General features: G+C 73.4%; 24 protein-coding genes and 1 riboswitch. Of the genes, 17 read left to right on the top strand and 7 right to left on the bottom strand.

Annotated features, from left to right (window positions below; all coding sequences use genetic code 11):
• Positions 1-3 precede the first annotated feature (3 nt).
• From ACZ4YY_RS19545 to ACZ4YY_RS19560, 4 genes are all read right to left on the bottom strand, one after another.
• A complete protein-coding gene (locus tag ACZ4YY_RS19545) occupies positions 4-591 on the bottom strand; it encodes a peptidoglycan-binding domain-containing protein (protein WP_468291332.1) in 588 nt (195 codons plus the stop codon).
• A gap of 97 nt (positions 592-688) precedes the next feature.
• Positions 689-2,107 carry a protein kinase domain-containing protein gene (locus ACZ4YY_RS19550; protein WP_468291335.1) on the bottom strand — a complete coding sequence of 473 codons (1,419 nt, stop codon included), beginning with the start codon at positions 2,105-2,107 and terminating at the stop codon, positions 689-691.
• Entirely contained in the window at positions 2,104-2,850 is a 747-nt protein-coding gene (locus ACZ4YY_RS19555; protein ID WP_468291576.1) for an FHA domain-containing protein, read from the bottom strand. The genes ACZ4YY_RS19550 and ACZ4YY_RS19555 overlap by 4 nt, the downstream gene beginning before the upstream one ends.
• Positions 2,851-3,089: 239 nt before the next feature.
• Positions 3,090-3,728, bottom strand: a complete 639-nt coding sequence (locus ACZ4YY_RS19560; protein ID WP_468291337.1) for a hypothetical protein — start codon at positions 3,726-3,728, stop codon at positions 3,090-3,092.
• A gap of 212 nt (positions 3,729-3,940) precedes the next feature.
• Between ACZ4YY_RS19560 and ACZ4YY_RS19565 the strand changes: the two genes are divergently transcribed.
• The 11 genes from ACZ4YY_RS19565 (at position 3,941) to ACZ4YY_RS19615 (ending at position 16,602) form a co-directional block, all read left to right on the top strand.
• Positions 3,941-4,795 carry a bifunctional methylenetetrahydrofolate dehydrogenase/methenyltetrahydrofolate cyclohydrolase gene (locus tag ACZ4YY_RS19565; protein ID WP_468291340.1) on the top strand — a complete coding sequence of 285 codons (855 nt, stop codon included), beginning with the start codon at positions 3,941-3,943 and terminating at the stop codon, positions 4,793-4,795.
• The gene (locus tag ACZ4YY_RS19570) at positions 4,785-5,438 is read left to right on the top strand and encodes a DUF3017 domain-containing protein (RefSeq protein ID WP_468291343.1); all 654 of its coding nucleotides are present in this window, start codon (positions 4,785-4,787) and stop codon (positions 5,436-5,438) included. The genes ACZ4YY_RS19565 and ACZ4YY_RS19570 overlap by 11 nt, the downstream gene beginning before the upstream one ends.
• A gap of 264 nt (positions 5,439-5,702) precedes the next feature.
• Entirely contained in the window at positions 5,703-6,224 is a 522-nt protein-coding gene (locus tag ACZ4YY_RS19575; RefSeq protein WP_468291346.1) for a helix-turn-helix domain-containing protein, read from the top strand.
• A gap of 45 nt (positions 6,225-6,269) precedes the next feature.
• Positions 6,270-7,202 carry a helix-turn-helix domain-containing protein gene (locus tag ACZ4YY_RS19580; protein WP_468291349.1) on the top strand — a complete coding sequence of 311 codons (933 nt, stop codon included), beginning with the start codon at positions 6,270-6,272 and terminating at the stop codon, positions 7,200-7,202.
• Between the two features lie 382 nt (positions 7,203-7,584).
• Positions 7,585-8,574 carry a malate dehydrogenase gene (locus ACZ4YY_RS19585; RefSeq protein ID WP_468291352.1) on the top strand — a complete coding sequence of 330 codons (990 nt, stop codon included), beginning with the start codon at positions 7,585-7,587 and terminating at the stop codon, positions 8,572-8,574.
• A gap of 113 nt (positions 8,575-8,687) precedes the next feature.
• Entirely contained in the window at positions 8,688-9,287 is a 600-nt protein-coding gene (locus ACZ4YY_RS19590; protein WP_468291355.1) for a DinB family protein, read from the top strand.
• Between the two features lie 168 nt (positions 9,288-9,455).
• Positions 9,456-10,976 (top strand): aldehyde dehydrogenase family protein, encoded by a 1,521-nt coding sequence (locus ACZ4YY_RS19595; protein ID WP_468291357.1) that lies wholly within the window; start codon positions 9,456-9,458, stop codon positions 10,974-10,976.
• A 59-nt stretch (positions 10,977-11,035) separates the two neighbouring features.
• The gene (locus ACZ4YY_RS19600) at positions 11,036-12,568 is read left to right on the top strand and encodes a GMC family oxidoreductase (protein ID WP_468291360.1); all 1,533 of its coding nucleotides are present in this window, start codon (positions 11,036-11,038) and stop codon (positions 12,566-12,568) included.
• Entirely contained in the window at positions 12,565-13,692 is a 1,128-nt protein-coding gene (locus tag ACZ4YY_RS19605) for a quaternary amine ABC transporter ATP-binding protein (protein WP_468291363.1), read from the top strand. The genes ACZ4YY_RS19600 and ACZ4YY_RS19605 overlap by 4 nt, the downstream gene beginning before the upstream one ends.
• Positions 13,692-15,644: an ABC transporter permease gene (locus tag ACZ4YY_RS19610; protein ID WP_468291366.1), complete on the top strand. Its 1,953-nt coding sequence runs from the start codon at positions 13,692-13,694 to the stop codon at positions 15,642-15,644. The genes ACZ4YY_RS19605 and ACZ4YY_RS19610 overlap by 1 nt, the downstream gene beginning before the upstream one ends.
• Position 15,645: 1 nt before the next feature.
• Positions 15,646-16,602 (top strand): ABC transporter substrate-binding protein, encoded by a 957-nt coding sequence (locus tag ACZ4YY_RS19615; protein ID WP_468291369.1) that lies wholly within the window; start codon positions 15,646-15,648, stop codon positions 16,600-16,602.
• A 134-nt stretch (positions 16,603-16,736) separates the two neighbouring features.
• Here ACZ4YY_RS19615 and ACZ4YY_RS19620 read toward each other — a convergent pair whose 3' ends face one another.
• From ACZ4YY_RS19620 to ACZ4YY_RS19630, 3 genes are read right to left on the bottom strand one after another with little or no spacing between them, the layout of a single operon-like run.
• The gene (locus tag ACZ4YY_RS19620) at positions 16,737-17,462 is read right to left on the bottom strand and encodes an isocitrate lyase/PEP mutase family protein (RefSeq protein ID WP_468291372.1); all 726 of its coding nucleotides are present in this window, start codon (positions 17,460-17,462) and stop codon (positions 16,737-16,739) included.
• Positions 17,459-17,905 (bottom strand): carboxymuconolactone decarboxylase family protein, encoded by a 447-nt coding sequence (locus tag ACZ4YY_RS19625; RefSeq protein ID WP_468291375.1) that lies wholly within the window; start codon positions 17,903-17,905, stop codon positions 17,459-17,461. Before ACZ4YY_RS19625 ends, ACZ4YY_RS19620 begins: the two co-directional genes overlap by 4 nt.
• Positions 17,902-18,399, bottom strand: a complete 498-nt coding sequence (locus ACZ4YY_RS19630) for a carboxymuconolactone decarboxylase family protein (protein WP_468291378.1) — start codon at positions 18,397-18,399, stop codon at positions 17,902-17,904. Before ACZ4YY_RS19630 ends, ACZ4YY_RS19625 begins: the two co-directional genes overlap by 4 nt.
• A 47-nt stretch (positions 18,400-18,446) precedes the next feature.
• On the opposite strand from ACZ4YY_RS19630, the gene pdxR reads away from it, so the two are divergent.
• The 6 genes from pdxR (at position 18,447) to ACZ4YY_RS19660 (ending at position 25,134) form a co-directional block, all read left to right on the top strand.
• Positions 18,447-19,850, top strand: coding sequence for a MocR-like pyridoxine biosynthesis transcription factor PdxR (gene pdxR / locus ACZ4YY_RS19635; RefSeq protein WP_468291381.1), 1,404 nt, complete (start codon positions 18,447-18,449; stop codon positions 19,848-19,850).
• Between the two features lie 162 nt (positions 19,851-20,012).
• On the top strand, positions 20,013-20,378 hold the full coding sequence (locus ACZ4YY_RS19640; protein WP_468291384.1) for a hypothetical protein: 366 nt from the start codon (positions 20,013-20,015) through the stop codon (positions 20,376-20,378).
• A gap of 11 nt (positions 20,379-20,389) precedes the next feature.
• Positions 20,390-21,577, top strand: coding sequence for a glutathionylspermidine synthase family protein (locus ACZ4YY_RS19645; RefSeq protein WP_468291387.1), 1,188 nt, complete (start codon positions 20,390-20,392; stop codon positions 21,575-21,577).
• 86 nt (positions 21,578-21,663) lie between these two features.
• Positions 21,664-21,750: riboswitch (ZMP/ZTP riboswitch) on the top strand.
• A 41-nt stretch (positions 21,751-21,791) separates the two neighbouring features.
• Entirely contained in the window at positions 21,792-23,240 is a 1,449-nt protein-coding gene (locus ACZ4YY_RS19650) for a glycine hydroxymethyltransferase (protein WP_468291389.1), read from the top strand.
• A 131-nt stretch (positions 23,241-23,371) separates the two neighbouring features.
• The gene (gene trpS, locus ACZ4YY_RS19655) at positions 23,372-24,385 is read left to right on the top strand and encodes a tryptophan--tRNA ligase (RefSeq protein ID WP_468291392.1); all 1,014 of its coding nucleotides are present in this window, start codon (positions 23,372-23,374) and stop codon (positions 24,383-24,385) included.
• A 170-nt stretch (positions 24,386-24,555) separates the two neighbouring features.
• Positions 24,556-25,134, top strand: coding sequence for a 2'-5' RNA ligase family protein (locus tag ACZ4YY_RS19660; RefSeq protein ID WP_468291395.1), 579 nt, complete (start codon positions 24,556-24,558; stop codon positions 25,132-25,134).
• The last annotated feature ends 193 nt before the right edge of the window (positions 25,135-25,327 follow it).

Genomic DNA, 25,327 nt, shown 5'->3' on the forward strand with positions numbered 1-25,327 from the left:
CCGTCAGCCGCAGGTGTTGGAGCTGTAGCTCGCGTAGTGCCAGGCGCCGTCGTGGAAGAAGCGGTACTTGCCGGACTCGGTGCGGTAGAAGTCGAAGTAGTACCGGGCGCCGTGGTAGCGCAGCTTGTACTTGGTCTCGGCGGCCGAACCGGTGGACAGGTGCTCCAGCTCGCCGGCCCCGGTGGACGCGTTCCACTGCTCGTCGGCGGCGCCGAAGGTCTGGGTGCCGACCTTGCCGTCCACGCCGAGACCCCAGGTCCTCTGCAGGCTCTCGGTGGCGGCCTTGGTGTTCGGGCCGAAGTCGCCGTCGATGTCGGACAAGTCGTAGTCGGTGCCGTCGCTCTCGTTGGCCCCTTCCGCCAGCAGGATGATCTGCCACAGGCAGGTGGCGTTGGAGTTGCGGTGGGACGAGGTCGACAGCGTGCCCTCGTCGCCGAAGTCGTCGAAGAACGTGCCCGCGCCGCTCACGTAACCGTCGTCGGCGTTCGCCGAGACCGGTGAGGCGCTCACCGCGAGCGCGCCGGCCGCGGCCGCGGCGACCAGGGCGGCCCCCAGGCGCGTGCGGGTCGTACGAGTCGTACGGAGGGTCATGGTGGTCCCTTCCCCGTGGAGTCGGTGGTACCTGGCGCTGTGCCACGGCCATGCTCGCGGGGCGGGGGAGGCGGGGGTACCTACAACTTTCCAGGCATCAGGGAGAGTCCTCGCGCTTCGTCAGGTCACCGCAGTGCGGGATGAGCTGATGGGACAGGGGTGCGTAGGTGCCCGCCAGGTTGCCCTGGGCGTGCTGCCCGGTGCAGCCGGTGCGGCGACGGTTGTTGGGGCGGGTGACGTCCTCGCCGACCGGCGTGTAGTCGCGGCCCCGGTAGTACGCCACGCCGCCCAGGCCCGTCGACTCGTCGCCGTTGTAGAAGACGGACCTCACCGGCCGGCCGGCGGTCCACGCGCAGGTCTCCTCCCCCGACAGCCAGTCGGGGTCGCTCTGCTCCCAGGCGCACATGTCACCGGTGCCGTTGCGCCCGCTGAAGAAGCACACGGACCCGAACGGACAGCGGTGGTAGCCGTACGACGGCCCCTGGTCCCGCAGGGTCACGTACGTCACCGTCGCCGCTCCGGCCAGCAGGGCGCCCGCGAGGGCGGCCGCCAGGGCGGGGCCGCGCCATCGGAGCGGGCGCAGCCGGGGGAGCCGGGCGGAGGGGGCGGTGCCGGCGGCCTTCTGCACGCGGCGCAGCAGCGCGGCCGTGTCGTGGGCGGCGCGGTCCTCATGGGTGCGGGCGAGGCAGTCGGTGACGATCCCTCGCCAGGCGGCGGGCAGGCGGGGCGACAGCCGGAGTTCGTCGGTGCCCCGGGCGTAGCGCGCGGCGGCGTCGGTGCGCGTCTCGGCGGTGGCGCCGGGCAGCGGGTAGGTGCCGGTGAGGACCACGTGGGCCAGGACCCCGAAGGCCCAGACGTCGGCGCTGGGGCGGATGCGCGTGCCGCGTTCGCTGATCTCGGGCCACAGCAGTTCGGGCGGGGTGTAGTCGGGCGTGGCGAACGCGGGGGCGTAGGCGTGGGTGCCCTCGAGTTCGGCGGCCGTGTTGAAGTCGGCCAGCCGCACCGAACCGTCCCGCAGCAGCAGCACGTTGCCCGGTTTGAGATCGCCGTGGACCCAGCCGGCGCGGTGCAGCTGGCTCAGGCCCTCGCAGACCTGGGCGAGGAGGACGGGGCCCGGGCCGGGGACCGGGGACCGGTCCAGCAGCTGGTCCAGGGAGGCCTCGGCCCGCTCCAGGACGAGGACCGTGGCGCCGTCGAGTCCGGGCCGGCCGGGGTCGTCGACGGTGAGGGTCTCGTACATGCGGATCAGCCGGGGCGCGCGCAGCCGGGTCAGCAACTCGACCTCACGTTCGGCCAGTTCACGCAGGTGTTGCAGTTGGCGCGGGGTGCGGGTACCGGTCGGCAGGAACTTCAGCGCCGCGCGGGACGGCGGTCCGTCGCCGGGCCGGGTGTTCCTCGCCGCGTAGACGGTCGCGAAGGCGCCGGACGCGAGGGGCTCGCGCACCTCCCAGCGGCCGACGCGGTAGCCCCGGGGGACCGGCACGGCGTGCGGCCGTCGGTGGTCGGCGCCGGTCACGAGGCCGCCTCGCCGGGGGCGGGGCCGGAGAGGACGATCAGGTCCTCCTCGCGGACGAGGTCGAACCGCAGGGCCAGCGAGACCAGCGACTCCTTCTTGCCGTTGTGGCGCCGTCCGGGCTCGGCGGTGTCCGGGCCTGCTCTGAGGCGGAGCTTGACGGCGAGGTAGTCGATGTTCCAGTAGACGGCGGAGCGGCTGGCCCCGGGCCAGCCGGGACGCAGCCGCTCGACCAGGTCGTCGACGGCGGGCAGCGGAGCGTGCGGCGTGCCGCGCAGACGGGGCTCGCACAGGGCGGCCAGGACGGCGAAGTAGCGCTTGGTGCGGTCCAGCGCGAACGCCGGCGTCGTCGCGGAGCCGGCCGCCCCCGGGCCGGCGTGGCGCGCGCGGAAGCCGTGGCGCGGCGCCCACACGTCGAAGCTGAGCAGGTCGCCCGCGGCGGGCAGGACCACCCGGGAGAACTCGAAGGGGATGGGCGCGTCCTGACGGCCGGGAGCGACCTTGACGTGTTCGCCCGCCCCTTCCGGGTTCTCCACCACGTACGTCTGGTGGGCGCTGTGGTTGCTCAGGATCCAGAAGGCGCCCTGCGCGGTGATCTCCCCCGCCACCCTGGAGACACCCTCGTGGGCGATCACCAGGTCGTTGCCCGCCGCCGCCCGGCCGAAGGCCAGACGCTCACCGGGCCCGATCCGTAACTGTCCGCGGGGTTCGTCGCACCGCGGCGGTACGACGATGATGCTGTACATCGACATGGACATGGGCGTCGGCCTCCCCCTGGTCCGGCTCCCCCAGGCTCTGGGTCAGAGTAAGGGGTCCTTGCACTACGGGCGCCTGATCAGGCCGCCTGGGCACGGCACCGGGCCGCGCCCAGGCGGACGGTGCGAGGACCCCCCGAGGGCTTGCTGTCGTGCGCTCTCACGCCTTCGCCGGGCGCGTCGGACCGAGGGGAGGCGTCGCGGCCCCGGGCGGACCGGGGCCCGCCCGCTCAGTGCCGCGGCCGGCGGAACCACGCCGCGCTGTCGCGTCGCGCGCAGAAGACGATGAGCAGGATCGAGATCACCATGATGATCAGGCCGAGCCCGTAGGCCGACAGGGTGAAGATGCCGGTGACGATCGCGAACGAGCCGTAGACGATGGAGCACACCCGCACCGCGTTGCCGCCCTTGGCGTACTGGAACAGCAGCACCACCCCGAGCAGCGCGAACACGACGGCCAGGCCCAGCAGGAACACGACGACGCCCTTGCCGAGGTCGGCGTAACGTTCCGCCTGCTCGTCGCCGCTGATGCCCGCCTTCAGCATCTCCTCGTCCCACCGGGACAGCACCCACCCGTAGGCGCCCGCGACGATCAGGTGGGCCAGGACGACCAGGCCCAGCATGATCCGCGCGGCGCGCGTGATGCCCGGCATCGTCTGCGGGCCGCCCGGGTGGCCGCCGGGGTACTGCGGGTCGCCCGGGAACTGCGGGTACTGCTGGGGGTAGGCCTGCTGCGGGTAGGGGGGTTGCTGCGGGGTGCCGTAGCCCGGCTGCGGGGGACCGTAGCCGGGAGCGGGCGGGGGCTGCTGCGGGGACGGGGGCTGCTGGGGCGGCGGCCCGTAGGGGTTGTGCGGCTCGCCGAAGCTCATGGTGGTCCTTCCTCCGAGTGCACTCGAGTGCGGGGACGACGCGTGGCAGGGTGCGGAGGAAGGGCGTGCGGATGCGGTTCGTCCCCCCGTGCTGCCCGCGGCACTGCGCGCCAATCGTTCCGCCGGGGCCGCCGCGTTGTCCAGCGGCATTCCGGGGGAGTGAGGCGGGCGCGGATTGGAACCGGGAGGCCGTCATCCGGGAGGATGGGCCCATGACCGCCCAGATTCTCGATGGCAAGGCCACCGCAGCCGAGATCAAGTCGGATCTGACCGCCCGCGTGGCGGCGCTGAAGGAGAAGGGCGTCACGCCCGGCCTCGGCACGATCCTCGTCGGGGACGACCCCGGCAGCCAGAAGTACGTCGCCGGCAAGCACCGCGACTGCGCCGAGGTCGGCATCGCCTCGATCCAGCGTGAACTGCCCGCCACGGCGACGCAGGAGGAGATCGAGGCGGTCGTCCGCGAGCTGAACGGGGATCCGGCCTGCACCGGGTACATCGTCCAGCTGCCGCTGCCCCGCGGGATCGACGAGAACCGGGTCCTGGAGCTGATGGATCCGGCCAAGGACGCCGACGGGCTGCACCCGATGAACCTGGGCCGGCTGGTCCTGAACGAACCCGCCCCGCTGCCCTGCACCCCCCACGGCGTGCTCACGCTGCTGCGCCGCCACGGCGTCGAGATCAAGGGTGCCGAGGTCGTCGTCGTCGGCCGCGGCGTGACCATCGGCCGGCCCATGCCGCTGCTGCTGACCCGGCGCAGCGAGAACGCGACCGTCACCCAGTGCCACACCGGCACCCGGGACCTGTCGGCGCACCTGAGGCGGGCCGACATCATCGTCGCCGCGGCCGGCTCGGCCCATCTGATCCGCGCCGAGGACGTCAAGCCGGGCGCCGCCGTCCTCGACGTCGGCGTCTCGCGCAGCGCCGAGGGCAGGATCGTGGGGGACGTGCACCCGGACGTCCGCGAGGTCGCCGGCTGGATCTCGCCCAACCCCGGCGGGGTCGGCCCGATGACCCGCGCGCAACTGCTCGTCAACGTGGTCGAGGCGGCGGAGCGCAGTGTCGGCTGAGCCCAGTGACACCCGCGGCGAGACCGGAACCGGCACCCGGAAGGGGAGCGCGACCGGCACCGGGCCCCGCACGAAAGCCGGCACAGAGACCCGCGAGAAAGCCGGCACCGGCCCCCGCACGAAAGCCCGCACCGGGCCCCGCGAGGCGGCCGGGAGCGAGGCCGAGGCAAGGTCCGGGATCGAGATCGGACCCACCGGGGAGATCGAGGTCCGCGCCCCGGTCAGCGCCCCCGACGCCGACGGCGTCCCGCGCCGCACCACACGCCGGTTCCCGCTCTTCACCCGGGATACCGCGCGCCCCGAGGGCGCCGGCCGCGCCGCCTCCGGTGACGCGCTGGCCGCCCGGCAGTGGCCGATCATCGCCGTCCTGGCCCTGGTCGCGCTCGGTCTGCTGGTGACCGCGCTCGACCTGTTCCGCGTCGGCACGATCCTGATCGGCGCCGCCCTGCTCGGCGGCGCGGTGCTGCGCTGGCTGCTGCCCGGCGTCGGCATGCTCGCCGTCCGCTCCCGCTTCACGGACATCGTGACCTACGGCGTGCTCGGCACGGTGATCGTGCTGCTGGCGCTGATGGCCCAGCCCGACCCGTGGCTGGAGATCCCGTTCCTGAAGGACACCCTGCACTTCACGGTCAGCAACAGCTGACCACCGCAGCCGTACGGCGGCCCGTCCTCTCCCCCGAGCCAGGACGGGCCGCCGACGCGCTTCCACGCTCCCCCACGGCCGCCGTCGCGTTCAACGGCTGTCCGTCGGCCGTGGCACGGAAGTGACCGTTCCGCCACCGTGTGCGGGCCCCGCCACAGTCCCCGCCGGACCGGGAACCGACCGTCCGCCGGACGTCGTCCCTTGATCGGAGCGGCGGGAGGGCCGGCGGGAGAGCCGGCGGCGAGACCGAGGAGGAGGTGCGCGATGAGCGCCTGGCAGCCGCTGCCGGACGGACTGCCGTCGGAGGTTCGGCACTTCGTCGAGCAGTTGCGGCAGCTGAAGGACGGCACCGGTCTCAGTCTGGCCGCCCTCGGTGCCCGGACCGCGTACAGCAAGTCGTCCTGGCAGCGGTACCTCAACGCCGTCCAGCCGCCGCCCCGGCAGGCCGTCGCCGCGCTGTGCCGGGTCGCGGGCCTGGCCGGCGCGGACGCCGAACGCCACTGCGTGCGCTGGGAACTGGCGGTCGAGGCCTGGCCCCGGCCGGCACCGCCGACGGACCCCACGGCCGGCGCGCACCCCGCGCACCCGGCCGGCGCGGGGGACGCCGCGGACACCGCGGACTACGAGGACGACCCCACCGTCCCGTGGTGGGACCGGCTCGAGGGCCTGGCGGACGAGCCCGCGCCGCCGCCCGCCGAGCGGTCCGGGCGCCTCCTGCTGACCGCGGTCGTGCTGCTGCTCGTGCTGCTGTTCGCCGCGGTCGGGGGAGCCGTGCTGTCCGGCTGAGCGCTGACGTGGCCGAACGGGGCCTCGGCGCGGGGAAGGGGGACGATGTCTCGCTGGAAGGACCTGCCGACGGAACTCGAACCGCAGGTGAGGGAGTTCGCCGGCCACCTGCGTCGGATCGTGGACGAGGCCGGTCTGAGCCATGCCGCGCTCGCCGACCGCACCGGCTACGGCCGGGCGTCCTGGGAGCGCTACCTCAACGGCCGGCTCCTCGCCCCCAAGGGGGCGGTCGTCGCACTGGCCGAGGCCGCTGGGACGGACCCCGCCGCGCTGGTCGCTCTGTGGGAACTCGCCGAGCGCGCCTGGAGCCGTGCGGAGCTGCGGCAGGACCGGGCCGCCGAGGCCGTCCGCCTCTCGCGCGCGCGGACGGTGACGACGCCGGACCCGGGCGTCGCGGGCCCGGCGGGCGGGTCCCCGACGGCGCCCCGGACGGCGGGAACCCCGCGGGAGCCCGCCGACGCGCCCCCGGCCGAGCGGCCCGGGCCGGCCGCGCGCCGCCCGGCGGTGTTCCTCGCCGCCGCCCTCGGCGTGGTGCTCGTCGCCGTGGGCGCCTTCCTGCTCACCGACGGCGGCACGCCGGAGAAGGGCCGGACCGTCGCCGCCCCGCCGTCCCCGTCGGCCACCCCGAGCCCCGTCCCGCCGGCCGGGGTGGGCTGCGTCGGAGCGGGCTGCACCGGCCGGGACGCGGAGGCGATGGGGTGCAGCGGAACCCTCGCCACGACCACCCGGGACGTCACCGTCGGCACCACCCGGCTGGAGGTCCGCTACAGCCGGACCTGCGGCGCCGTCTGGGCCCGGATCACCCGGGCGGCTCAGGGGGACGAGGTCCGGCTGACGGTGGGTGCCGCGCGGCAGATTGGCGACATCACCGCCGCCGGGGACACGATCGCCTACACCCCGATGGTGGCGGCGGCGGACCCCGCGCGGGCACGGGCGTGCGCGGTGCTGGCGTCCGGACAGCGGGGATGCACCGGCTGACACCCCTCCCGAGCGGGTGCCCGCGACCACGCCGGCGATCTTCACAAGCGTGAAGATGCTGCGCTCACGGGATTACCCGCGGCCGCGGCGGGCACGCGAACCGTACCCCCACGGGAGTCCGGCACGACCGGTAACCCCCACCCGGCGGCCGCGCGGTTCCCCTCTCCCGGACCGGCGGCCGCCGTTCTGGTGAGCGCCCGCGACCCGCGCCCGGCCTCTCCGGCGGCCGGTGACACGCTGTGGGGTGGGCCACACAACCCGGGACGTCCGGCATCCCGGATGCGCGATAGCCTGACCGCTGGATCGATCTCTTGATACCAAGAGATCGATCAAACGTCCGGGGCAGGGACGCCCCACCGCCAGCTGTCATACGGAGAACGCCATGACCCGCACTCCCGTGAACGTCACCGTCACCGGCGCGGCCGGCCAGATCGGTTACGCCCTGCTCTTCCGCATCGCCTCCGGCCAGCTGCTCGGCGCGGACGTGCCGGTGAAGCTGCGCCTGCTGGAGATCACCCCGGCGCTCAAGGCGGCCGAGGGCACGGCCATGGAGCTGGACGACTGCGCGTTCCCGCTGCTCCAGGGCATCGACATCACCGACGACCCGAACGTCGCCTTCGACGGCACCAACGTCGCCCTCCTCGTCGGCGCCCGCCCGCGCACCAAGGGCATGGAGCGCGGTGACCTGCTGGAGGCCAACGGCGGCATCTTCAAGCCCCAGGGCAAGGCCATCAACGACCACGCCGCGGACGACGTCAAGGTCCTCGTCGTCGGCAACCCGGCCAACACCAACGCGCTGATCGCCCAGGCCGCCGCCCCGGACGTACCGGCCGAGCGCTTCACCGCGATGACCCGCCTGGACCACAACCGCGCGCTGACCCAGCTGGCGAAGAAGACGGGCTCCACGGTCGCCGACATCAAGCGTCTGACCATCTGGGGCAACCACTCCGCCACCCAGTACCCGGACATCTTCCACGCCACGGTCGCCGGCAAGAACGCCGCCGAGGTCGTCAACGACGAGAAGTGGCTGGCCGACGACTTCATCCCGACCGTCGCCAAGCGCGGTGCGGCGATCATCGAGGCGCGCGGCGCGTCCTCCGCGGCGTCGGCCGCCAACGCCGCCATCGACCACGTCCACACCTGGGTCAACGGCACGGCGGACGGCGACTGGGCCTCCATGGGCATCCCGTCGGACGGCTCCTACGGCGTCCCGGAGGGTCTGATCTCCTCCTTCCCCGTCACCACCAAGGACGGCTCGTACGAGATCGTCCAGGGCCTGGAGATCAACGAGTTCTCCCGCGCCCGCATCGACGCCTCCGTGAAGGAGCTGGAGGAGGAGCGCGAGGCGGTCCGCGCGCTCGGCCTCATCTGACGTTCCCCATGTGACGATCCCCGGGCGGCCGCCGCCCGGGGATCGTCGTGTTCCCGGACCGTGTCGCCGCGTTCCCCCGCGCGGGGCCGCGAGCCGACCGTAGTGTGCCGCGCATGAGTGAGATCACCGAGCCCCGGCCGCTGCTGGAGCCGCCCGTCGCGGGCAGCGAGGCCGACACCCTGGTCGGCTCCCTGGAACGGCAGCGCAGAACCCTGGCGTGGAAGTGCGAGGGTTTGGACGCGGCCGGCCTGAACACGCGCCTCGGCTCGTCCGCCGTCACCCTGGGCGGCCTGTTGAAGCACCTGGCCCTGGTCGAGGACGAGTACCTCACCCGGCGGCTGCTGGGCAAGGAGCTGGGCGCGCCCTGGGACACGGTCGACTGGGACGCCGAGCCCGACTGGGAGTGGCGTTCGGCCGCCTCCGACACCCCCGAGCAGCTCTTCGCGCTGTGGGAGTCCGCCGTCGCCCGCTCCCGCGCCCACGTCCGCGAGGCACTCGACGGCGGCGGCCCGGACCGGCTCGCCGTCCACACCTCGCGCAGCGGCGAGTCGCCGAGCCTGCGCCGCCTGCTGGTCGACCTGGTCGAGGAGTACTCCCGCCACGTCGGCCAGGCCGACCTCGTCCGGGAGTCGATCGACGGCCGCGTGGGGGAGGACCCGCCCGCCGACGCGCCGATCCCCGCGTACCGGACCCCCGAGAGCTCGGAGCTCTGACTCCGCGCAGGTCGGACCCGCCTTCCCTTCCCGCGATCAGTGACACAGCGCACTTTCGGCCAGCGATTGCGCATGCAATCCCAGGGCCGGGGCAGACGCTCACGGTCCCGATGAGTGACACCCGTGTGACACAGGGGCACTGAACAGGAACGGAAGGCACATCCGATCATGGCGGACACAGCAGACATACAGACGCGGCAGACCATCCACGTGGGCGGGGAATGGCGCGAAGCCGTCTCCGGCGCCACGCGCGAGATCCTCGACCCCGCAGACGCCCTGCCGTTCGCGGTGGTCGCGGAGGGCGACGAGAAGGACACCGACCTGGCGGTCGCGGCGGCCCGGCACGCCTTCGACCACGGCGCCTGGCCGCGCACCCCGGCCGCCGAACGCGCCGCCCTGCTGCGCCGCGTCGCCGACCTCCTGGTGCGCGATCGCGAGGAACTCGGCCTGCTGGAGAGCCGTGACGCCGGCAAGACCGTTGAGGAGGGCCGCGTCGACATCGACTGTGTCGCCGACGCCTTCCGCTACTTCGCCGACCTCGTCGCCGCCGAGGCCCCCGGCCGGGTCGTCGACGCGGGCTCCCCCGACATCCACAGCGTCGTCGTCCACGAACCGGTGGGCGTCTGCGCGCTGATCACCCCGTGGAACTACCCGCTGCTCCAGGCGAGTTGGAAGATCGCCCCCGCGCTCGCCGCCGGCAACACCTTCGTCGTCAAGCCGAGCGAGATCACCCCCCTGACGACCGTCGCGCTCATCGGTCTGCTGGCCGAGGCCGGGCTGCCCGCAGGCGTCGCCAACATCGTCACCGGCCCCGGGCACACCGTCGGCGCCCGTCTCGCCGAGCACCCCGACGTCGACCTCGTCTCCTTCACCGGCGGCCTGGTCAGCGGCACCAAGGTCGCGCAGGCCGCCGCCCCGACCGTCAAGAAGGTCGCCCTCGAACTCGGCGGGAAGAACCCCAACGTCGTCTTCGCCGACGCCTGCGCCACGGAGGAGGGCTTCGACACCGCCGTCGACCAGGCCCTCAACGCCGCCTTCATCCACAGCGGCCAGGTCTGCTCGGCGGGCGCCCGCCTCATCGTCGAGGAGTCCGTACGGGACCGATTCGTCGCCGAACTCTCCCGGCGGGCCGAACGGATCCGCCTCGGGCGGGGCACCGCGGACGGCGTCGAGTGCGGCCCGCTCGTCTCCGAACAGCAGCGCGCCAAGGTCGAGGCGTACGTCGCCTCCGCGCTCGCCGAGGGCGCGGTGCTGCGCTCCGGCGGCCGGCGCCCCGACCCGTCACCGGACCGCCCGCAGAGCGGCTACTTCTACGAGCCGACCGTCCTCGACCACTGCCACCGCGAGATGAGGGTCGTCCGCGAGGAGGTCTTCGGACCGGTCCTCACCGTCGAGACCTTCCGTACCGAGGACGAGGCCGTGGCCCTCGCCAACGACACCGAGTACGGCCTCGCGGGCGGCGTGTGGACCGCCGACGCCGGCCGCGCCCGCCGCGTCGCCGGACGCCTGCGGCACGGCACCGTCTGGATCAACGACTTCCACCCCTACCTCCCGCAGGCGGAGTGGGGCGGCTTCGGCAAGAGCGGCGTGGGCCGTGAACTCGGCCCCGCCGGACTCGCCGAGTACCGCGAGACCAAGCACGTCTACCAGAACCTCGCTCCCCAGCCGGTCCGCTGGTTCGCCGGCTGACCCCCCATCGGTCGACTCCCTCTCCTCAGTTTCGCGCCCGGCCCTCCTGGAGTACCCCCATGTCCCAGAACAATCACGTCTACGACTATGTCGTGGTCGGCGGTGGCACCGCCGGCTCCGTCATAGCGTCCCGCCTCAGCGAGGATCCCGACGTCACGGTCGCCGTCATCGAGGGCGGCCCCAGTGACGTCGGCCGCGACGACGTCCTCACCCTGCGCCGCTGGACGGGCCTGCTCGGCGGCGAGCTCGACTACGACTACCCGACCACCGAGCAGCCGCGCGGCAACTCCCACATCCGGCACAGCCGCGCCCGCGTCCTCGGCGGCTGTTCCTCCCACAACACCCTCATCGCCTTCAAGCCGCTGCCGTCCGACTGGGACGAGTGGGAGGCCGCCGGCGCCGAGGGCTGGGGCGCGGTCCCCATGGAGGCGTACTACGCGCGGCTGAAGAACAACATCGTCCCGGTCGACGAGAAGGACCGCAACGCCATCGCCCGTGACTTCGTCGACGCGGCGCAGGCGGCACTGGGCGTGCCCCGGGTGGAGGGCTTCAACAGCAAGCCGTTCCAGGACGGCGTCGGCTTCTTCGACCTCGCCTACCACCCGGAGAACAACAAGCGCTCCAGCGCCTCGGTGGCCTACCTGCACCCGGTGATGGACGAACGCGCCAACCTGACCGTCCTGCTGGAGACCTGGGCCTACCGGCTGGAGCTGGAGGGCACCCGGGCGCAGGGGGTGCACGTGCGGGCGAAGGACGGCGAGGAGTTCGTCGTACGGGCCCGCAACGAGGTGGTGCTGTGCGCCGGCGCCGTCGACTCGCCGCGGCTGCTGCTGCACTCCGGCATCGGACCCAAGGCCGACCTGGACGCGCTCGGCATCCCCGTCGTCCACGACCTGCCCGGCGTCGGCGAGAACCTCCTCGACCACCCCGAGTCGGTGATCGTGTGGGAGACGCACGGCCCGATCCCCGAGAACTCCGCGATGGACTCCGACGCGGGCCTGTTCGTGCGCCGCGACCCCGAACACGCGGGCCCCGACCTGATGTTCCACTTCTACCAGGTCCCCTTCACGGACAACCCGGAGCGCCTCGGCTACGAGCGGCCCGAGTTCGGGGTGTCCATGACGCCGAACATCCCCAAGCCGAAGAGCCGCGGCCGGCTCTACCTGACCAGCGCCGACCCGTCCGTCAAGCCCGCCCTCGACTTCCGGTACTTCACCGACGAGGACGACTACGACGGCCGCACCCTCGTCGACGGCATCCGCATCGCCCGCGAGATAGCGAGCACCGAGCCGCTGGCCACCTGGCTGAAGCGGGAGGTCTGCCCGGGCCCGGACGTCACCGGCGACGAGGAGCTGAGCGAGTACGCCCGCAAGGTCGCGCACACCGTGTACCACCCGGCGGGCACCTGCCGCATGGGTGCCGCCGACGACGAACTCGCCGTCGTCGACCCGCAGTTGCGCATCCGCGGCCTGGACGGCATCCGCGTCGCCGACGCGTCCGTCTTCCCGACCATGACCGCGGTGAACCCGATGATCGGGGTGCTCATGGTCGGGGAACGAGCGGTCGACCTGATCGGAGGCGGTGCGCGATGACCACACTTCCCAACACCCCCGTGTTCTCCGTCGAGGGCCTGTGGAAGGTCTTCGGCCCCAAGCCCGAACGCGTGCCGGTGGACCCCGAGCTGGCGTCCCTGCCGGCCGCCGAGCTGCGCTCCCGCACCGGCTGCACCGCCGCCGTCCGCGACGTCTCCTTCGACGTGCGCAAGGGCGAGGTCTTCGTGGTGATGGGCCTGTCCGGTTCCGGCAAGTCCACCCTGGTGCGCTGTCTGACCCGGCTCATCGAACCGACCGCCGGGACCATCGCCGTCGACGGCGAGGACGTCCGCGCCATGGACCGCACCCGGCTGCGCGAACTGCGCCGCCACCGCGCCGCGATGGTCTTCCAGCACTTCGGGCTGCTGCCCCACCGGACCGTCCTCGACAACGTGGCGTACGGGCTGGAGATCCAGGGCGTCGGCAAGGCCGAACGCCGTGAGCGCGCCCGCGAGATCGTCGCCAAGGTCGGTCTGGAAGGCATGGAAGAGCGCAGGCCCGGCCAGCTCTCGGGCGGTCAGCGCCAGCGTGTGGGTCTCGCGCGGGCGCTCGCCGTCGACCCCGAGGTGCTCCTCTTCGACGAGCCGTTCAGCGCGCTCGACCCGCTGATCCGGCGGGACATGCAGGAGGAGGTGGTCCGCCTGCACCGCGAGGAGGGCCGAACCATGGTCTTCATCACCCACGACCTCAACGAGGCCCTCAAGCTCGGCGACCGCATCGCCCTCATGCGCGACGGCCGCGTCGTCCAGCTCGGCACCCCCGAGGAGATCGTCGGCTCGCCCGCCGACGACTACGTCCGCGAGTTCGTCCGCGAGGTGCCGCGCGAACAGGTGCTGACGGTCCGCACCGCCATGCGGCCCGTCGCCGCGGACGAGGCGGGCACCGGCCCCGCCGTCCCTCCGGACGCCACCGTCTCCCAGGCCATCGAGGCGGTCGCCCGGGCGGGCACCGCCGCCCGGGTGGTGGACCAGGGCCGCTGCGTCGGCGTCGTCGACTCCGACGCCCTCCTCGGCGTCGTCGCCGGCACGGAGACGGGCGCGCAGCCGGCCGCCGGGCCGGCCACCGGACCGGCCGGGGTGCCCCGCCCCGGCAGGGGGACGGAACCCAGCAAGGAGGCGGTCTGATGGCCACGATCACCGCACCCGCCCCCCGTGCCACCGTCCCCGCCTTCCTCAAACACCCGGCGGTCCGCAAACTCCTCGTGCTGGCCCTGGCGGCGGCCGTCCTCGTCCCGCTGGCCACCGCCCGCTTCAGCGGCGCCGCCTGGCCCGCGTCCCTCACCGTCGACCTCTCCGGCCCCCTCACCCGGGCCAGCGACTGGATCATCGACAACCGGGACAGCCACCCCCTGTTCCTGTACTTCCTCGGACACGTCAGCAACGCCGTGGTTCTCGCGGTGCGCGGTGTCTACCTGTTCCTGCTCGGCGTGGGCTGGGCCGGCGTCACCGCGCTCGGCGCGCTCGTCGCCTGGCGCGTCGCCGGCGCCCGTCTCGCCCTGGGCACCGCCGGCGCGTTCCTGGCCTGCGGCCTGCTCGGCATGTGGGTGCCGACCATGCAGACCCTCGCGCTGATGGTCGTGGCCGTCCTCGCGTCGGTCGCCGTCGGCGCGCTCCTCGGACTGGCCGCCGGGCTCTCCGACCGCATGGACCGCGCCCTGCGCCCGGTCCTGGACACCATGCAGGTGCTGCCGGCGTTCGCCTACCTCCTGCCGGTCGTCCTCGTCTTCGGCATCGGCGTCCCCGCGGCCGTCCTGGCCACCGTCGTCTACGCCGCCCCGCCCATGGCCCGTCTCACCGCGCTCGGCCTGCGCGGCGCCGACAAGGAGGTGCTGGAGGCGGTCGAGTCGCTCGGCGCCACCGCCCGCCAGCGCCTGCTGACCGCCCGCATCCCGCTGGCCCGCAAGGAACTCCTCCTCGGCCTCAACCAGACGATCATGATGGCGCTGTCCATGGCCGTCATCGCGTCGGTGATCGGCGCGGGCGGCCTCGGTGACCGCGTCTACCAGGCGCTGGCCTCGGTCGACGTGGGCGCGGCGCTCGCCGCCGGCATCCCGATCGTGCTGCTCGCCGTCGTCCTGGACCGTGTCACGGCCGCCGCGGGCCGGCTCGGCGACGGCGACCCGGGCGGCCACCGCCGGGCCGCGTACTGGGTGTTCGCCCTGCTCGGCACCGCCGCCGTGGCAGTCGCGGGCCGCCTCGCCGGCCGTCTCGACTGGCCCGACGCCTGGACCGTCGCCATCGCCGAGCCGGTCAACCGCGCCGTCGACTGGATGACCGACCACCTCTACTCCGGCGTCCCCGTCGTCGGCGGCACCGCCGACTGGGCGGGCCACTTCACCACCTGGGTCCTCGACCCGCTCCGGGACGGCCTGCAGTGGCTGCCCTGGTGGTCGGTGCTGCTGCTGGTCGCCGCGCTCGCCTGGCTGATCGGCACCTGGCGCACCGCGCTCACCGCCGTCCTCGCCATGGCCGCGATCGGCGTGCTCGGCGTGTGGGAACCGTCCCTCGACACCCTCTCCCAGGTGCTCGCCGCGGTCGCCGTCACCCTCGTCCTGGGCTTCGCGACCGGCATCGCGGCCGCCCGCAGCGACCGCTTCGAGCGGCTGCTGCGGCCGGTGCTGGACGTCTTCCAGACGATGCCGCAGTTCGTGTACCTCATCCCGGTCGTCGCGCTGTTCGGCGTCGGCCGCGCCCCGGCCGTGGCGGCGGCCGTCGTCTACGCGCTCCCGGCCGTCGTCCGCATCACCACCCAGGGGCTGCGCCAGGTCGACCAGGCCGCCATGGAGTCGGCGCGCTCGCTCGGCGCGACCGGCGGCCAGCAACTGCGCCAGGTCCAGCTCCCGCTGGCCCGGCCCGCGCTGCTGCTCGCCCTCAACCAGGGCGTCGTCCTGGTCCTCGCCGTCGTCATCATCGGCGGCCTGGTCGGCGGCGGAGCCCTCGGCTACGACGTCGTCTTCGGCCTCGCGCAGGGCGACCTCGCGACCGGTCTCGTGGCCGGCGCCGCGATCGTCTGCCTGGGCCTGATGCTCGACCGGGTGACCCAGCCGGCCGACCGGCGCGCCAAGAAGGGAGCGTGACATGCGACTCCGTACGACCGCCCTGGTGGGCGGTGTGTCCGCGCTCGCGCTGCTCACCGGCTGCGGCGCCGCCGACATGACCGAGCAGGCCTCGCCCTTCGCCAACGCGCAGGGCGCCAGGACCGTGACGCTGTCCGTGCAGTCCTGGGTCGGCGCCCAGGCCAACGTCGCCGTGGCCCAGTACCTGCTGGAGCACGAACTCGGCTACCGCGTCGACACCGTCCAGATCGACGAGGTGCCCGCCTGGGACGCCCTCAGCCAGGGGCGCGTCGACGCGATCCTGGAGGACTGGGGCCACCCCGAGCAGGAGCAGCGCTACGTCGACGACAAGAAGACCATCGTGCGCGGCGGCGGCCTCGGCGTCACCGGGCACATCGGCTGGTTCGTGCCGACGTACTTCGCGAAGCAGCACCCGGACGTCACCGACTGGAAGAACCTCGACAAGTACGCGTCGCAGCTCCGCACCGCCGAGAGCGGCGGCAAGGGCCAGCTGATGGACGGCTCCCCGTCGTACGTCACCAACGACAAGGCGCTGGTGAAGAACCTGAAGCTGGACTACCAGGTCGTCTTCGCGGGCTCCGAGGCCGCGCAGATCACGCAGATCCGCCAGTTCGCCAAGGAGAAGAAGCCCTTCCTGACGTACTGGTACGCCCCGCAGTGGCTGTTCGAGAAGGTGCCGATGACGGAGGTGAAGCTGCCGCCGTACAAGGAGGGCTGCGACGCCGACCCGGAGAAGGTCGCCTGCGGCTACCCGCACACCCCGCTGGAGAAGTACCTCAACGCGGACTTCGCGAAGAGGGGCGGCAAGGCGGCGGCCTTCCTGAAGAAGTTCCACTGGACGACCGAGGACCAGAACGAGGTCTCCCTGATGATCGCCGACCAGAAGCTCAGTCCCGAGGAGGCGGCGAAGAAGTGGGTGGACAACCACGCGTCCACGTGGCACGCGTGGCTGTCCTGACCCACCGCCCGGACCCCACGCCCCCGGGGGAGGGCGGCGGCCCCGAGGGCCCGCTGACGATGGCGGCGGCCCGGCGGCCCGGCGGCCCGCGACGAGGGCGGCGGCTCAGGGCCCCTTCGCGCGGGCCGCGGACCTCACGCCCCCGGGGCCAGGTCCGCGGCGAGTTCCCGCACCGCCTGCGCGGCCCTGCGCTGCAGCCCCGGTCCGAACGTGACCCGGGTGGCCCCGAGTTCGCCGAGTTCGGCGGGCGAGGGGCCCTCGCCGACGCGCGCGAACACGTTGACCGGCCCCTGGATCCCCGACCGCAGCAGGGGCAGGACGGCGACGGGGGCCTGGATCGGGTACACGCAGTCGGCGCCCGCCGCGACGTACAGGGCGGCCCGTTCGATCGCCCGGTCCGGGTCGTCGACACCGCGCAGGAAGGTGTCGATCCGCGCGTTCACGAAGAGCCGGTCGGCGGCCTCCGACCGCACCTCGGCGAGCCAGTCGGCGTGCGCCGCCGGGTCCTTGAGGACTCCCCCCTCGGAGTCCTCAAGGTTGCAGCCCACTGCGCCCGCCTCCAGCAGCCGCTCCACCAGCTCCTTCGGCGCCAGCCCGTACCCGTTCTCGACGTCCGCCGACACCGGCACGTCGACGGCCCGGGTGATCCGCGCGATCGCCGCGAACATCTCGTCGGCCGGGGTCCGGCCGTCCTCGTGGCCGAGCGAGGCGGCGACCCCGGCGCTCGGCGTGGCCAGGGCCGGGAAACCGGCGTCGACGAAGGCACGGGCGCTGGCCGCGTCCCAGGGGCCGGGCAGGACCAGCGGGTCTCCGGGTGCGCCGCGGCGGTGCAGTCGGCGGAACGTCTCGGTCTTGTTCACGGCGTGTGTCCTCCCGGCGGGATCCGGCGGGCCACCATGACCCGGTTCCAGTTGTTGACGGCGACGATCAGACCGACCAGGTGGGCCAGCCGCACGTCGTCGAAGTGCCCGGCCGCCGTCTCGTACACCACGTCCGGCACGAAACCGTCCGTCAGGACCGTCACCGCCTCGGTCAGGGCCAGCGCAGCCCGCTCCCGCTCGTCGAAGACGTCCCCCGCCTCCTCCCAGGCGGCCAGCAGATCGAGCTGCCGCTCACCCACCCCGTGCTCGCGGGCGATCGCGAGGTGCATGTCGAGGCAGAAGGCGCAGTGGTTGAGCTGCGAGGCCCGGATCACGACCAGCTCGGCCAGGGCGGGATCGCCGAGGCCCTTCTTCGCGACCGCGCTGAGCCGCGACATGGCCTCGCCGACGGCCCGGTCGAGCAGTGCCGTCCGCGCCGTCACGTGTGCTGCCCCGGCTGGTAGTGCCCGGGCGTCATACGGCAGGTCACCCCGAACCGGTTCCACGCGTTGATCACCGCGATCGCGGCGATCAGCTGTGCGAGCTCCGCCTCCTCGAAGTGCTTCGAGGCCTTCTCGTAGACCTCGTCCGGAACGAAGCCGTCCGTCAGAACCGTCACGGCCTCCGTCAGCTCCAGCGCCGCGAGTTCCTTGGCGGTGTAGAAGTGCCGCGACTCCTCCCACGCGGCGAGCAGCACGATCCGCTCGACGCTCTCGCCCGCCGCGAGCGCGTCCTTGGTGTGCATGTCGATGCAGAAGGCGCAGTGGTTGATCTGGGAGGCGCGGATCTTCACGAGCTCGTGCAGCGCCGGGTCCAGGCCCTGCCGGGTGGCCGTGTCGAGCCGCACCATCGCCTTGTAGACGTCGGGGACGAGCTGGGCCCACCGCAGGCGCGGGGTCTGCTCGGGGGCGTACCGAACGGTTTCCTCTGTGGTCATGACACCGACCCTAGGAGCAGGGCTGCCCACGGGTATGGTCCATTTCCATGGGGAAACCGTGGGCCACTCTGGGCGTCGACCTGCACCTGGAACCGACCGGACCGGGCCTGCGCCGCGGTCTGACCGACGCCCTGCGCGAGGCCGTCCGCTCCGGTCGGCTGGCACCCGGCACCCGGCTGCCGTCCTCCCGCTCCCTCGCCGTCGACCTGGGCCTCGCCCGCAACACGGTCGCCGAGGCCTACGCCGACCTGGTCGCCGAAGGCTGGCTCACCGCCCGCCAGGGCTCGGGCACCAGGGTCGCCGAGCGCACCGCCGTCCCGCGGACCGCGGTCCCGCACGCCGGTGCGGCGCCGCACCCGCCCGGCCCCGCCCGGCCGGCGTACGACCTGCGCCCCGGCTTCCCCGATCTCGCCTCCTTCCCGCGCTCGGAGTGGGTCAGGGCGACCCGCCGCGCCCTCGACGCCGCCCCCTACGACGCCTTCGGCTACGGCGACCCGCGCGGCCGCCCCGAACTGCGCGCCGCGCTCGCCGGTTACGTCTCCCGGGCCCGGGGCGTGCGCGCCGACCCCGGGCGGATCGTGGTGTGCGCCGGGTTCGCGCACGGCCTGAAGCTGCTCGGCGCGGTCCTGCGGGCGCGCGGCGTCCGCACGGTCGCCGTCGAGTCGTACGGCCTGGACGAGCACTGGAGGGTGCTGGGCCGGGCCGGGCTGCGCGTCGTCGCGCTGCCCTTCGACGCGCGGGGCACGGATCCCGGCGGGCCGGGTGGCGCCGGGGCGGTCCTGCTCACCCCCGCCCACCAGTTCCCGATGGGCGTGCCCCTGCATCACGACCGGCGGGCGGCCGTCGTGGACTGGGCGCGGCGCACCGGCGGCCTGGTCCTGGAGGACGACTACGACGGCGAGTTCCGTTACGACCGCCAGCCCGTCGGCGCCCTCCAGGGACTCGACCCCGACCGGGTCGTGTACCTCGGCACGGCCAGCAAGTCCCTCGCCCCCGGCCTGCGGCTGGCCTGGACGGTGCTGCCGCCCGCCCTGGTGGAGGAGGTCACGCGCGCGAAGGGCGGCGTCGACACGTGCGGGGTGACGGACCAGCTCACCCTGGCCGAGTTCCTCACCTCAGGGGCCCACGACCGCCACGTCCGCTCGGCACGCCTGCGGTACCGCCGCCGGCGCGACGCGCTGGTCGCCGCCCTCGCCGAGCGCGCCCCCCGGGTGCGCGCCACCGGCATCGCGGCGGGACTGCACGCCGTGCTGCGGCTGCCGCCCGGAACCGAGCGCCAGGTGCTCCGCGCCGCCGCCTGGCAGGGCCTGGCGGTCGACGGCCTCACCCGCTACCGCCACCCCGACGCGGTCGTCGAACCGATGGACGCCCTCGTCGTCGGATACGGCACACCGCCCGACCACGCGTGGACGGGAGCCCTGGACGCGTTGTGCGCGGCACTGCCCGACTGAGGACGGCGCGGTCCCCGCCGCTCGCCCTCGGTTCCCGATCGGGTGGCGGGCCGGCCGGCGAGGGGGCCCGTGTACCGCGCGCGGTGATCGTTCTCTAGTCTGAACGGGTGACATCCGGCCACGGCCGGAGCGCACATCCAACGGACGAGGGGGAGACGGGACATGGCGGACACCCGCAGGCAACTGCGCTCGGGCACGGTGGTACTCGGAGGCATGGGCCTGCTCGCCGCGGCCCTCACCGCCTGCTCCTCGGACGCCCCCGACAAGCGCTGCGTCGACCGCGACAGCTATACCCTCTCCAAGGGCTACAAGGTCGTCGCCGACAAGAACTGCAAGTCGGCCAAGACCTCGTCCTCCGGCAGCGCCTGGTACTACGGCGGCAACAAGAACGGCTCCTACGTCGAGGGCGGCTCCTTCAGCAAGCCGGGCAAGGGCTCGAGCGGTTCGAGCGGATCCGGCGGATCCAGCGGGAGCGGCGGCGTCGACCGGGGCGGCTTCGGCGGCGACGGCGGCAGCAGCGGCGGCTGACAGGACACCCCGTGCGACGCCACACCATCGAACCCCGCCCCGGCTGGCAGCGGACCGTCGAGGAACAGGGACTCGTCTACCCGCTCACCCGCCACCCGGACGGCACCCTGCGCCCCTACTGGGACGAGAGCGCCTACTACGCCTTCACCCTCGACGAGGTGGAGGCGTTGGAGGAGACCGTCGAGGAACTGCACCGCATGTGCCTCGCCGCCGCCGACCACCTCGTCACCCACGACCGCCTGGCCGACCTCGGCATCACCGACCCGCGCGTCGCCGAGGCGGTCACCGAGGCCTGGCACCGCCGCGCCGAACTCCCCTCCGTCTACGGACGCTTCGACCTGCGCTACGACGGCACGGGCCCCGCCAAGCTGCTGGAGTACAACGCGGACACCCCCACCTCCCTGGTCGAGGCCGCCTCACCCCAGTGGTTCTGGATGGAGGACCGCTTCCCCGGCGCCGACCAGTGGAACTCCCTGCACGAACGCCTCGTCGACACCTGGCGCACCCAGGCCTCCCTCCTGCCGCCCGGCAGCCCCCTGTACTTCGCGCACTCCTCCGCCGACGAACTCGGCGAGGACCTCATGACCGTCGCCTACCTCAAGGAGACCGCCGACCAGGCGGGGCTGGCCACCGACTGGATCTCCATGGAGGAGATCGGCTGGGACCCGCTCTCCGGCCGCTTCGTCGACAACCAACTGCGTTTCATCCGCAGCTGCTTCAAGCTCTACCCCTGGGAGTGGCTCACCACCGACCGCTTCGCCGGCCACGTCCTGGACACCCTCGACAACGGCGGCGGCACCGGCACCACCCTGTGGATCGAGCCCGCCTGGAAGATGCTCCTCAGCAACAAGGCCCTGCTGGCCGTCCTCTGGGAGCTGTACCCCGGCCACCCCCACCTCCTGCCCGCCCACCTCGACGGCCCCCGCGACCTCGCCACCACCACGGGCTGGGTCGCCAAGCCCCTCCTGGGCCGCGAGGGCGCCGGCGTCACCGTCCACGAGGCCGGCGCGGACCCCGTCGTCCGCACCGACGAACCCTGCTGCTACCAGCAGCTCGCCCCCCTGCCCGCCTTCGACGGCAACCACGTCGTCCTCGGCGCCTGGGTCGTCGGCGGTGAGTCCGCGGGGCTCGGCATCCGCGAGTCCTCGGGCCTGATCACCGACGAGTACGCCCGCTTCCTGCCCCACGTCATCCTCTGACCCCGGCCGCCCCCGGCGGGCTCCCGCGCGCCGTCGCTCGCATGGTGGACGATGAGCCGGCGCCGTCCGGCCCGCCCGGTAGGCTTTCCACAGGCCGTGACTGGCGCGCAAGGATGGGACGGACCATCGGGGAGCGGCCTGAGCGACAAGTGCCGTGCGCCTGGGCCGAACCGAGAACCGTGACCGCTCCCCGCCACGCCATCCGGAGGCCGAGATGCCAGAGCAGCCCCTCTCCACCGAGTCCACCGCCTTCCGCGCCGCGCTCGACGTCGTCCGCGCCGTCGAGCCGCGCGTCGCCGACGCCATCGGCCGCGAGGTCGCCGACCAGCGCGAGATGCTCAAGCTGATCGCCTCCGAGAACTACGCCTCCCCGGCGACCCTGCTCGCCATGGGCAACTGGTTCAGCGACAAGTACGCCGAGGGCACCGTCGGCCGCCGCTTCTACGCCGGCTGCCGCAACGTCGACACCGTCGAGGCGCTCGCCGCCGAGCACGCCCGGGAACTCTTCGGCGCCCGCCACGCCTACGTCCAGCCGCACTCCGGCATCGACGCCAACCTGGTCGCCTTCTGGGCCGTCCTCGCCGACCGGGTCGAGGCCCCCTTCCTGGCGAGGACCGGCGCCCGCCAGGTCAACGACCTCACCGAGGCCGACTGGGCCGAGCTGCGCCAGGCCTTCGGCAACCAGCGCATGCTCGGAATGTCCCTGGACGCCGGCGGCCACCTCACCCACGGCTTCCGTCCGAACATCTCCGGCAAGATGTTCGACCAGCGCTCCTACGGCACCGACCCCGCCACCGGCCTCATCGACTACGACGCCCTGCGCGCCTCGGCCCGCGAGTTCGAGCCGCTGATCATCGTCGCCGGCTACTCCGCCTACCCGCGGCTGGTGAACTTCCGGATCATGCGGGAGATCGCCGACGAGGTCGGCGCGACCCTGATGGTGGACATGGCCCACTTCGCGGGCCTGGTGGCGGGCAAGGTGCTGACCGGCGACTTCGACCCGGTCCCGCACGCCCAGATCGTCACCACCACCACCCACAAGTCGCTGCGCGGCCCGCGCGGCGGCATGGTCCTGTGCGACGACTCCCTCAAGGAGCAGGTCGACCGCGGCTGCCCGATGGTGCTCGGCGGCCCGCTGCCGCACGTCATGGCCGCCAAGGCCGTCGCCCTCGCCGAGGCCCGGCAGCCCGCCTTCCAGGACTACGCCCGGCGCATCGTCGACAACTCCCGGGCACTGGCCGAGGGCCTGACGCGCCGGGGCGCGACCCTGGTGACCGGCGGCACGGACAACCACCTGAACCTCATCGACGTGGCGTCCTCCTACGGCCTCACCGGCCGCCAGGCCGAGGCCGCCCTCCTCGACTCCGGCATCGTCACCAACCGCAACGCCATCCCCGCCGACCCCAACGGCGCCTGGTACACCTCCGGCATCCGCATCGGCACCCCCGCCCTGACCACCCGCGGCCTGGGCACGGCCGAGATGGACGAGGTGGCGGGCCTGATCGACCGCGTCCTGACGACGACCGAGCCGGGCACGACCAAGTCGGGCGCCCCGTCCAAGGCCTCGCACGTGCTGGACGCGAAGGTGGCGGACGAGATCGCCGGGCGGGCGACGGACCTGGTCGCCGGCTTCCCGCTGTACCCCGAGATCGACCTCGGCTGATCCCCCGGGGACAGCAGACGCAGGGGCGCGGGGAACTGCGGGAACGGCCCTCACCGGCCCGCGGCTCCCCGCCCACCCGCCCCCGACGTCCCGGGCCGAACCCACCCTCACCCTCTGAGAGAATGGTGAACATGGCCTCAGACCGACCCCGCGTGCTCTCCGGAATCCAGCCCACCGCAGGCTCGTTCCACCTCGGCAACTACCTCGGCGCCGTGCGCCAGTGGGTGGCCCTGCAGGAGACCCACGACGCCTTCTACATGGTCGTCGACCTGCACGCGATCACGGTCCCGCAGGACCCGAAGGAGCTGACCGCCAACACGCGTCTGGCCGCCGCCCAGCTCCTGGCGGCCGGCCTCGACCCGGACCGCTGCACGCTCTTCGTCCAGAGCCACGTCCCCGAGCACGCCCAGCTCGCCTGGGTCATGAACTGCCTCACCGGCTTCGGCGAGGCGTCCCGCATGACGCAGTTCAAGGACAAGTCCGCCAAGCAGGGCGCCGACCGCGCCTCCGTCGGACTGTTCACGTACCCGATCCTCCAGGTCGCCGACATCCTGCTCTACCAGGCCCACGAGGTGCCGGTCGGCGAGGACCAGCGCCAGCACATCGAACTGACCCGCGACCTCGCCGAGCGCTTCAACGGCCGCTTCGGCGAGACCTTCACGATCCCGAAGCCGTACATCCTCAGGGAGACGGCGAAGATCTACGACCTCCAGGAGCCGTCGACCAAGATGAGCAAGTCGGCGTCCACGCCGAAGGGGCTCATCAACCTGCTCGACGAGCCGAAGGCCACCGCGAAGAAGGTCAGGAGCGCGGTCACCGACACCGACACGGTCATCCGCTACGACACCGAGAACAAGCCCGGCGTGAGCAACCTGCTCACCATCTACTCGACGCTGACCGGCACCACCGTCGCGGAGCTGGAGCAGCGGTACGAGGGCAAGCTCTACGGCGCGCTCAAGACGGACCTGGCCGAGGTCGTCGTCGACTTCGTGACGCCGTTCCGGGACCGCACCCAGCAGTACCTGGACGACCCCGAGACGCTCGACTCGATCCTCGCCAAGGGCGCCGAGAAGGCGCGTGCCGTCGCCGCCGAGACGCTGTCCCAGGCGTACGCCAGGGTGGGCTTCCTGCCCGCCAAGCACTGAGGGCGCACGACCGCACACATGTCCAACGGGCAGAGCGCTGCACATCACTTCCGCTGCGCCTGCCCACAGCACAGCCGTGGCCGTACAGTCGATAGCCGTACGACCGAGTACGAGCGACCTCGACCGCGTACGCACCCGACAGCACCTTCGGTACGACGACAGGAGACGACGTGGGGACCGTAACGATCGGAGTGTCGATCGCGGTCCCGGAGCCCCACGGCAGCCTGCTCCAGGAGCGGCGCGCGGGCTTCGGCGACGCCGCGGCTCACGGCATCCCCACGCACGTCACCCTGCTCCCGCCGACCGAGATCGACCCCGGCGCGCTGCCGGCCGTCGAGGCGCACCTGACCGAGGTCGCCGCGGCCGGCCGCCCCTTCCCGATGCGGCTGTCCGGCACCGGCACCTTCCGGCCCCTGTCGCCGGTCGTGTTCGTGCAGATCGTCGAGGGCGCGGCGGCCTGCACCTGGCTGCAGAAGCAGGTCCGCCGCCCCGCCGGGCCGCTCGCCCGCGAGCTGCAGTTCCCCTACCACCCGCACGTCACGGTCGCCCACGGCATCGACGACGCGGCGATGGACCGGGCCTACCAGGAGCTGGCCGACTACGAGGCGCAGTGGTCCTGCACCGGCTTCGCCCTCTACGAGCAGGGCGCCGACGGCATCTGGCGCAAGCTGCGCGAGTACCCCTTCGGCGGTCCGATGGTGCCCTCCCAGGCGGCCCGCGTGGACCGCGGCTCCCTGCCCGCCCGGTAGAGCGCGCTCAGCCCGGCAGCCGGCGGAGGACGCCCGGCGGCGGGTGCCGCGGCGCCGCCCTCACCACCCGCAGCCGCCCCGGCATACACACCGTCTCCGCGTGGCGCCGCAGCCCCGGCTCGACGGCCGCGGCTACCGCCTCGGAGCGATGGTGAGCGACCTCCCCGTAGCCGGCCGCCGGCCCGCCCGCTCC

It is taken from the genome of Streptomyces sp. NPDC030143 (assembly GCF_055573695.1).

What these genes read in the sequence shown, in the direction of transcription:
- ACZ4YY_RS19605 (WP_468291363.1), top strand. Translation starts at nt 12,565, where the DNA reads ATGACCACACTTCCCAACACCCCCGTGTTCTCCGTCGAGGGCCTGTGG.
- ACZ4YY_RS19615 (WP_468291369.1), top strand. Translation starts at nt 15,646, where the DNA reads ATGCGACTCCGTACGACCGCCCTGGTGGGCGGTGTGTCCGCGCTCGCG.
- ACZ4YY_RS19580 (WP_468291349.1), top strand. Translation starts at nt 6,270, where the DNA reads ATGTCTCGCTGGAAGGACCTGCCGACGGAACTCGAACCGCAGGTGAGG.
- ACZ4YY_RS19545 (WP_468291332.1), bottom strand. Translation starts at nt 591, where the DNA reads ATGACCCTCCGTACGACTCGTACGACCCGCACGCGCCTGGGGGCCGCC.
- trpS (WP_468291392.1), top strand. Translation starts at nt 23,372, where the DNA reads ATGGCCTCAGACCGACCCCGCGTGCTCTCCGGAATCCAGCCCACCGCA.
- ACZ4YY_RS19560 (WP_468291337.1), bottom strand. Translation starts at nt 3,728, where the DNA reads ATGAGCTTCGGCGAGCCGCACAACCCCTACGGGCCGCCGCCCCAGCAG.
- ACZ4YY_RS19600 (WP_468291360.1), top strand. Translation starts at nt 11,036, where the DNA reads ATGTCCCAGAACAATCACGTCTACGACTATGTCGTGGTCGGCGGTGGC.
- ACZ4YY_RS19555 (WP_468291576.1), bottom strand. Translation starts at nt 2,850, where the DNA reads ATGTACAGCATCATCGTCGTACCGCCGCGGTGCGACGAACCCCGCGGA.
- pdxR (WP_468291381.1), top strand. Translation starts at nt 18,447, where the DNA reads ATGGGGAAACCGTGGGCCACTCTGGGCGTCGACCTGCACCTGGAACCG.
- ACZ4YY_RS19585 (WP_468291352.1), top strand. Translation starts at nt 7,585, where the DNA reads ATGACCCGCACTCCCGTGAACGTCACCGTCACCGGCGCGGCCGGCCAG.
- ACZ4YY_RS19650 (WP_468291389.1), top strand. Translation starts at nt 21,792, where the DNA reads ATGCCAGAGCAGCCCCTCTCCACCGAGTCCACCGCCTTCCGCGCCGCG.
- ACZ4YY_RS19640 (WP_468291384.1), top strand. Translation starts at nt 20,013, where the DNA reads ATGGCGGACACCCGCAGGCAACTGCGCTCGGGCACGGTGGTACTCGGA.
- ACZ4YY_RS19575 (WP_468291346.1), top strand. Translation starts at nt 5,703, where the DNA reads ATGAGCGCCTGGCAGCCGCTGCCGGACGGACTGCCGTCGGAGGTTCGG.
- ACZ4YY_RS19590 (WP_468291355.1), top strand. Translation starts at nt 8,688, where the DNA reads ATGAGTGAGATCACCGAGCCCCGGCCGCTGCTGGAGCCGCCCGTCGCG.
- ACZ4YY_RS19630 (WP_468291378.1), bottom strand. Translation starts at nt 18,399, where the DNA reads ATGACCACAGAGGAAACCGTTCGGTACGCCCCCGAGCAGACCCCGCGC.
- ACZ4YY_RS19610 (WP_468291366.1), top strand. Translation starts at nt 13,692, where the DNA reads ATGGCCACGATCACCGCACCCGCCCCCCGTGCCACCGTCCCCGCCTTC.
- ACZ4YY_RS19595 (WP_468291357.1), top strand. Translation starts at nt 9,456, where the DNA reads ATGGCGGACACAGCAGACATACAGACGCGGCAGACCATCCACGTGGGC.
- ACZ4YY_RS19565 (WP_468291340.1), top strand. Translation starts at nt 3,941, where the DNA reads ATGACCGCCCAGATTCTCGATGGCAAGGCCACCGCAGCCGAGATCAAG.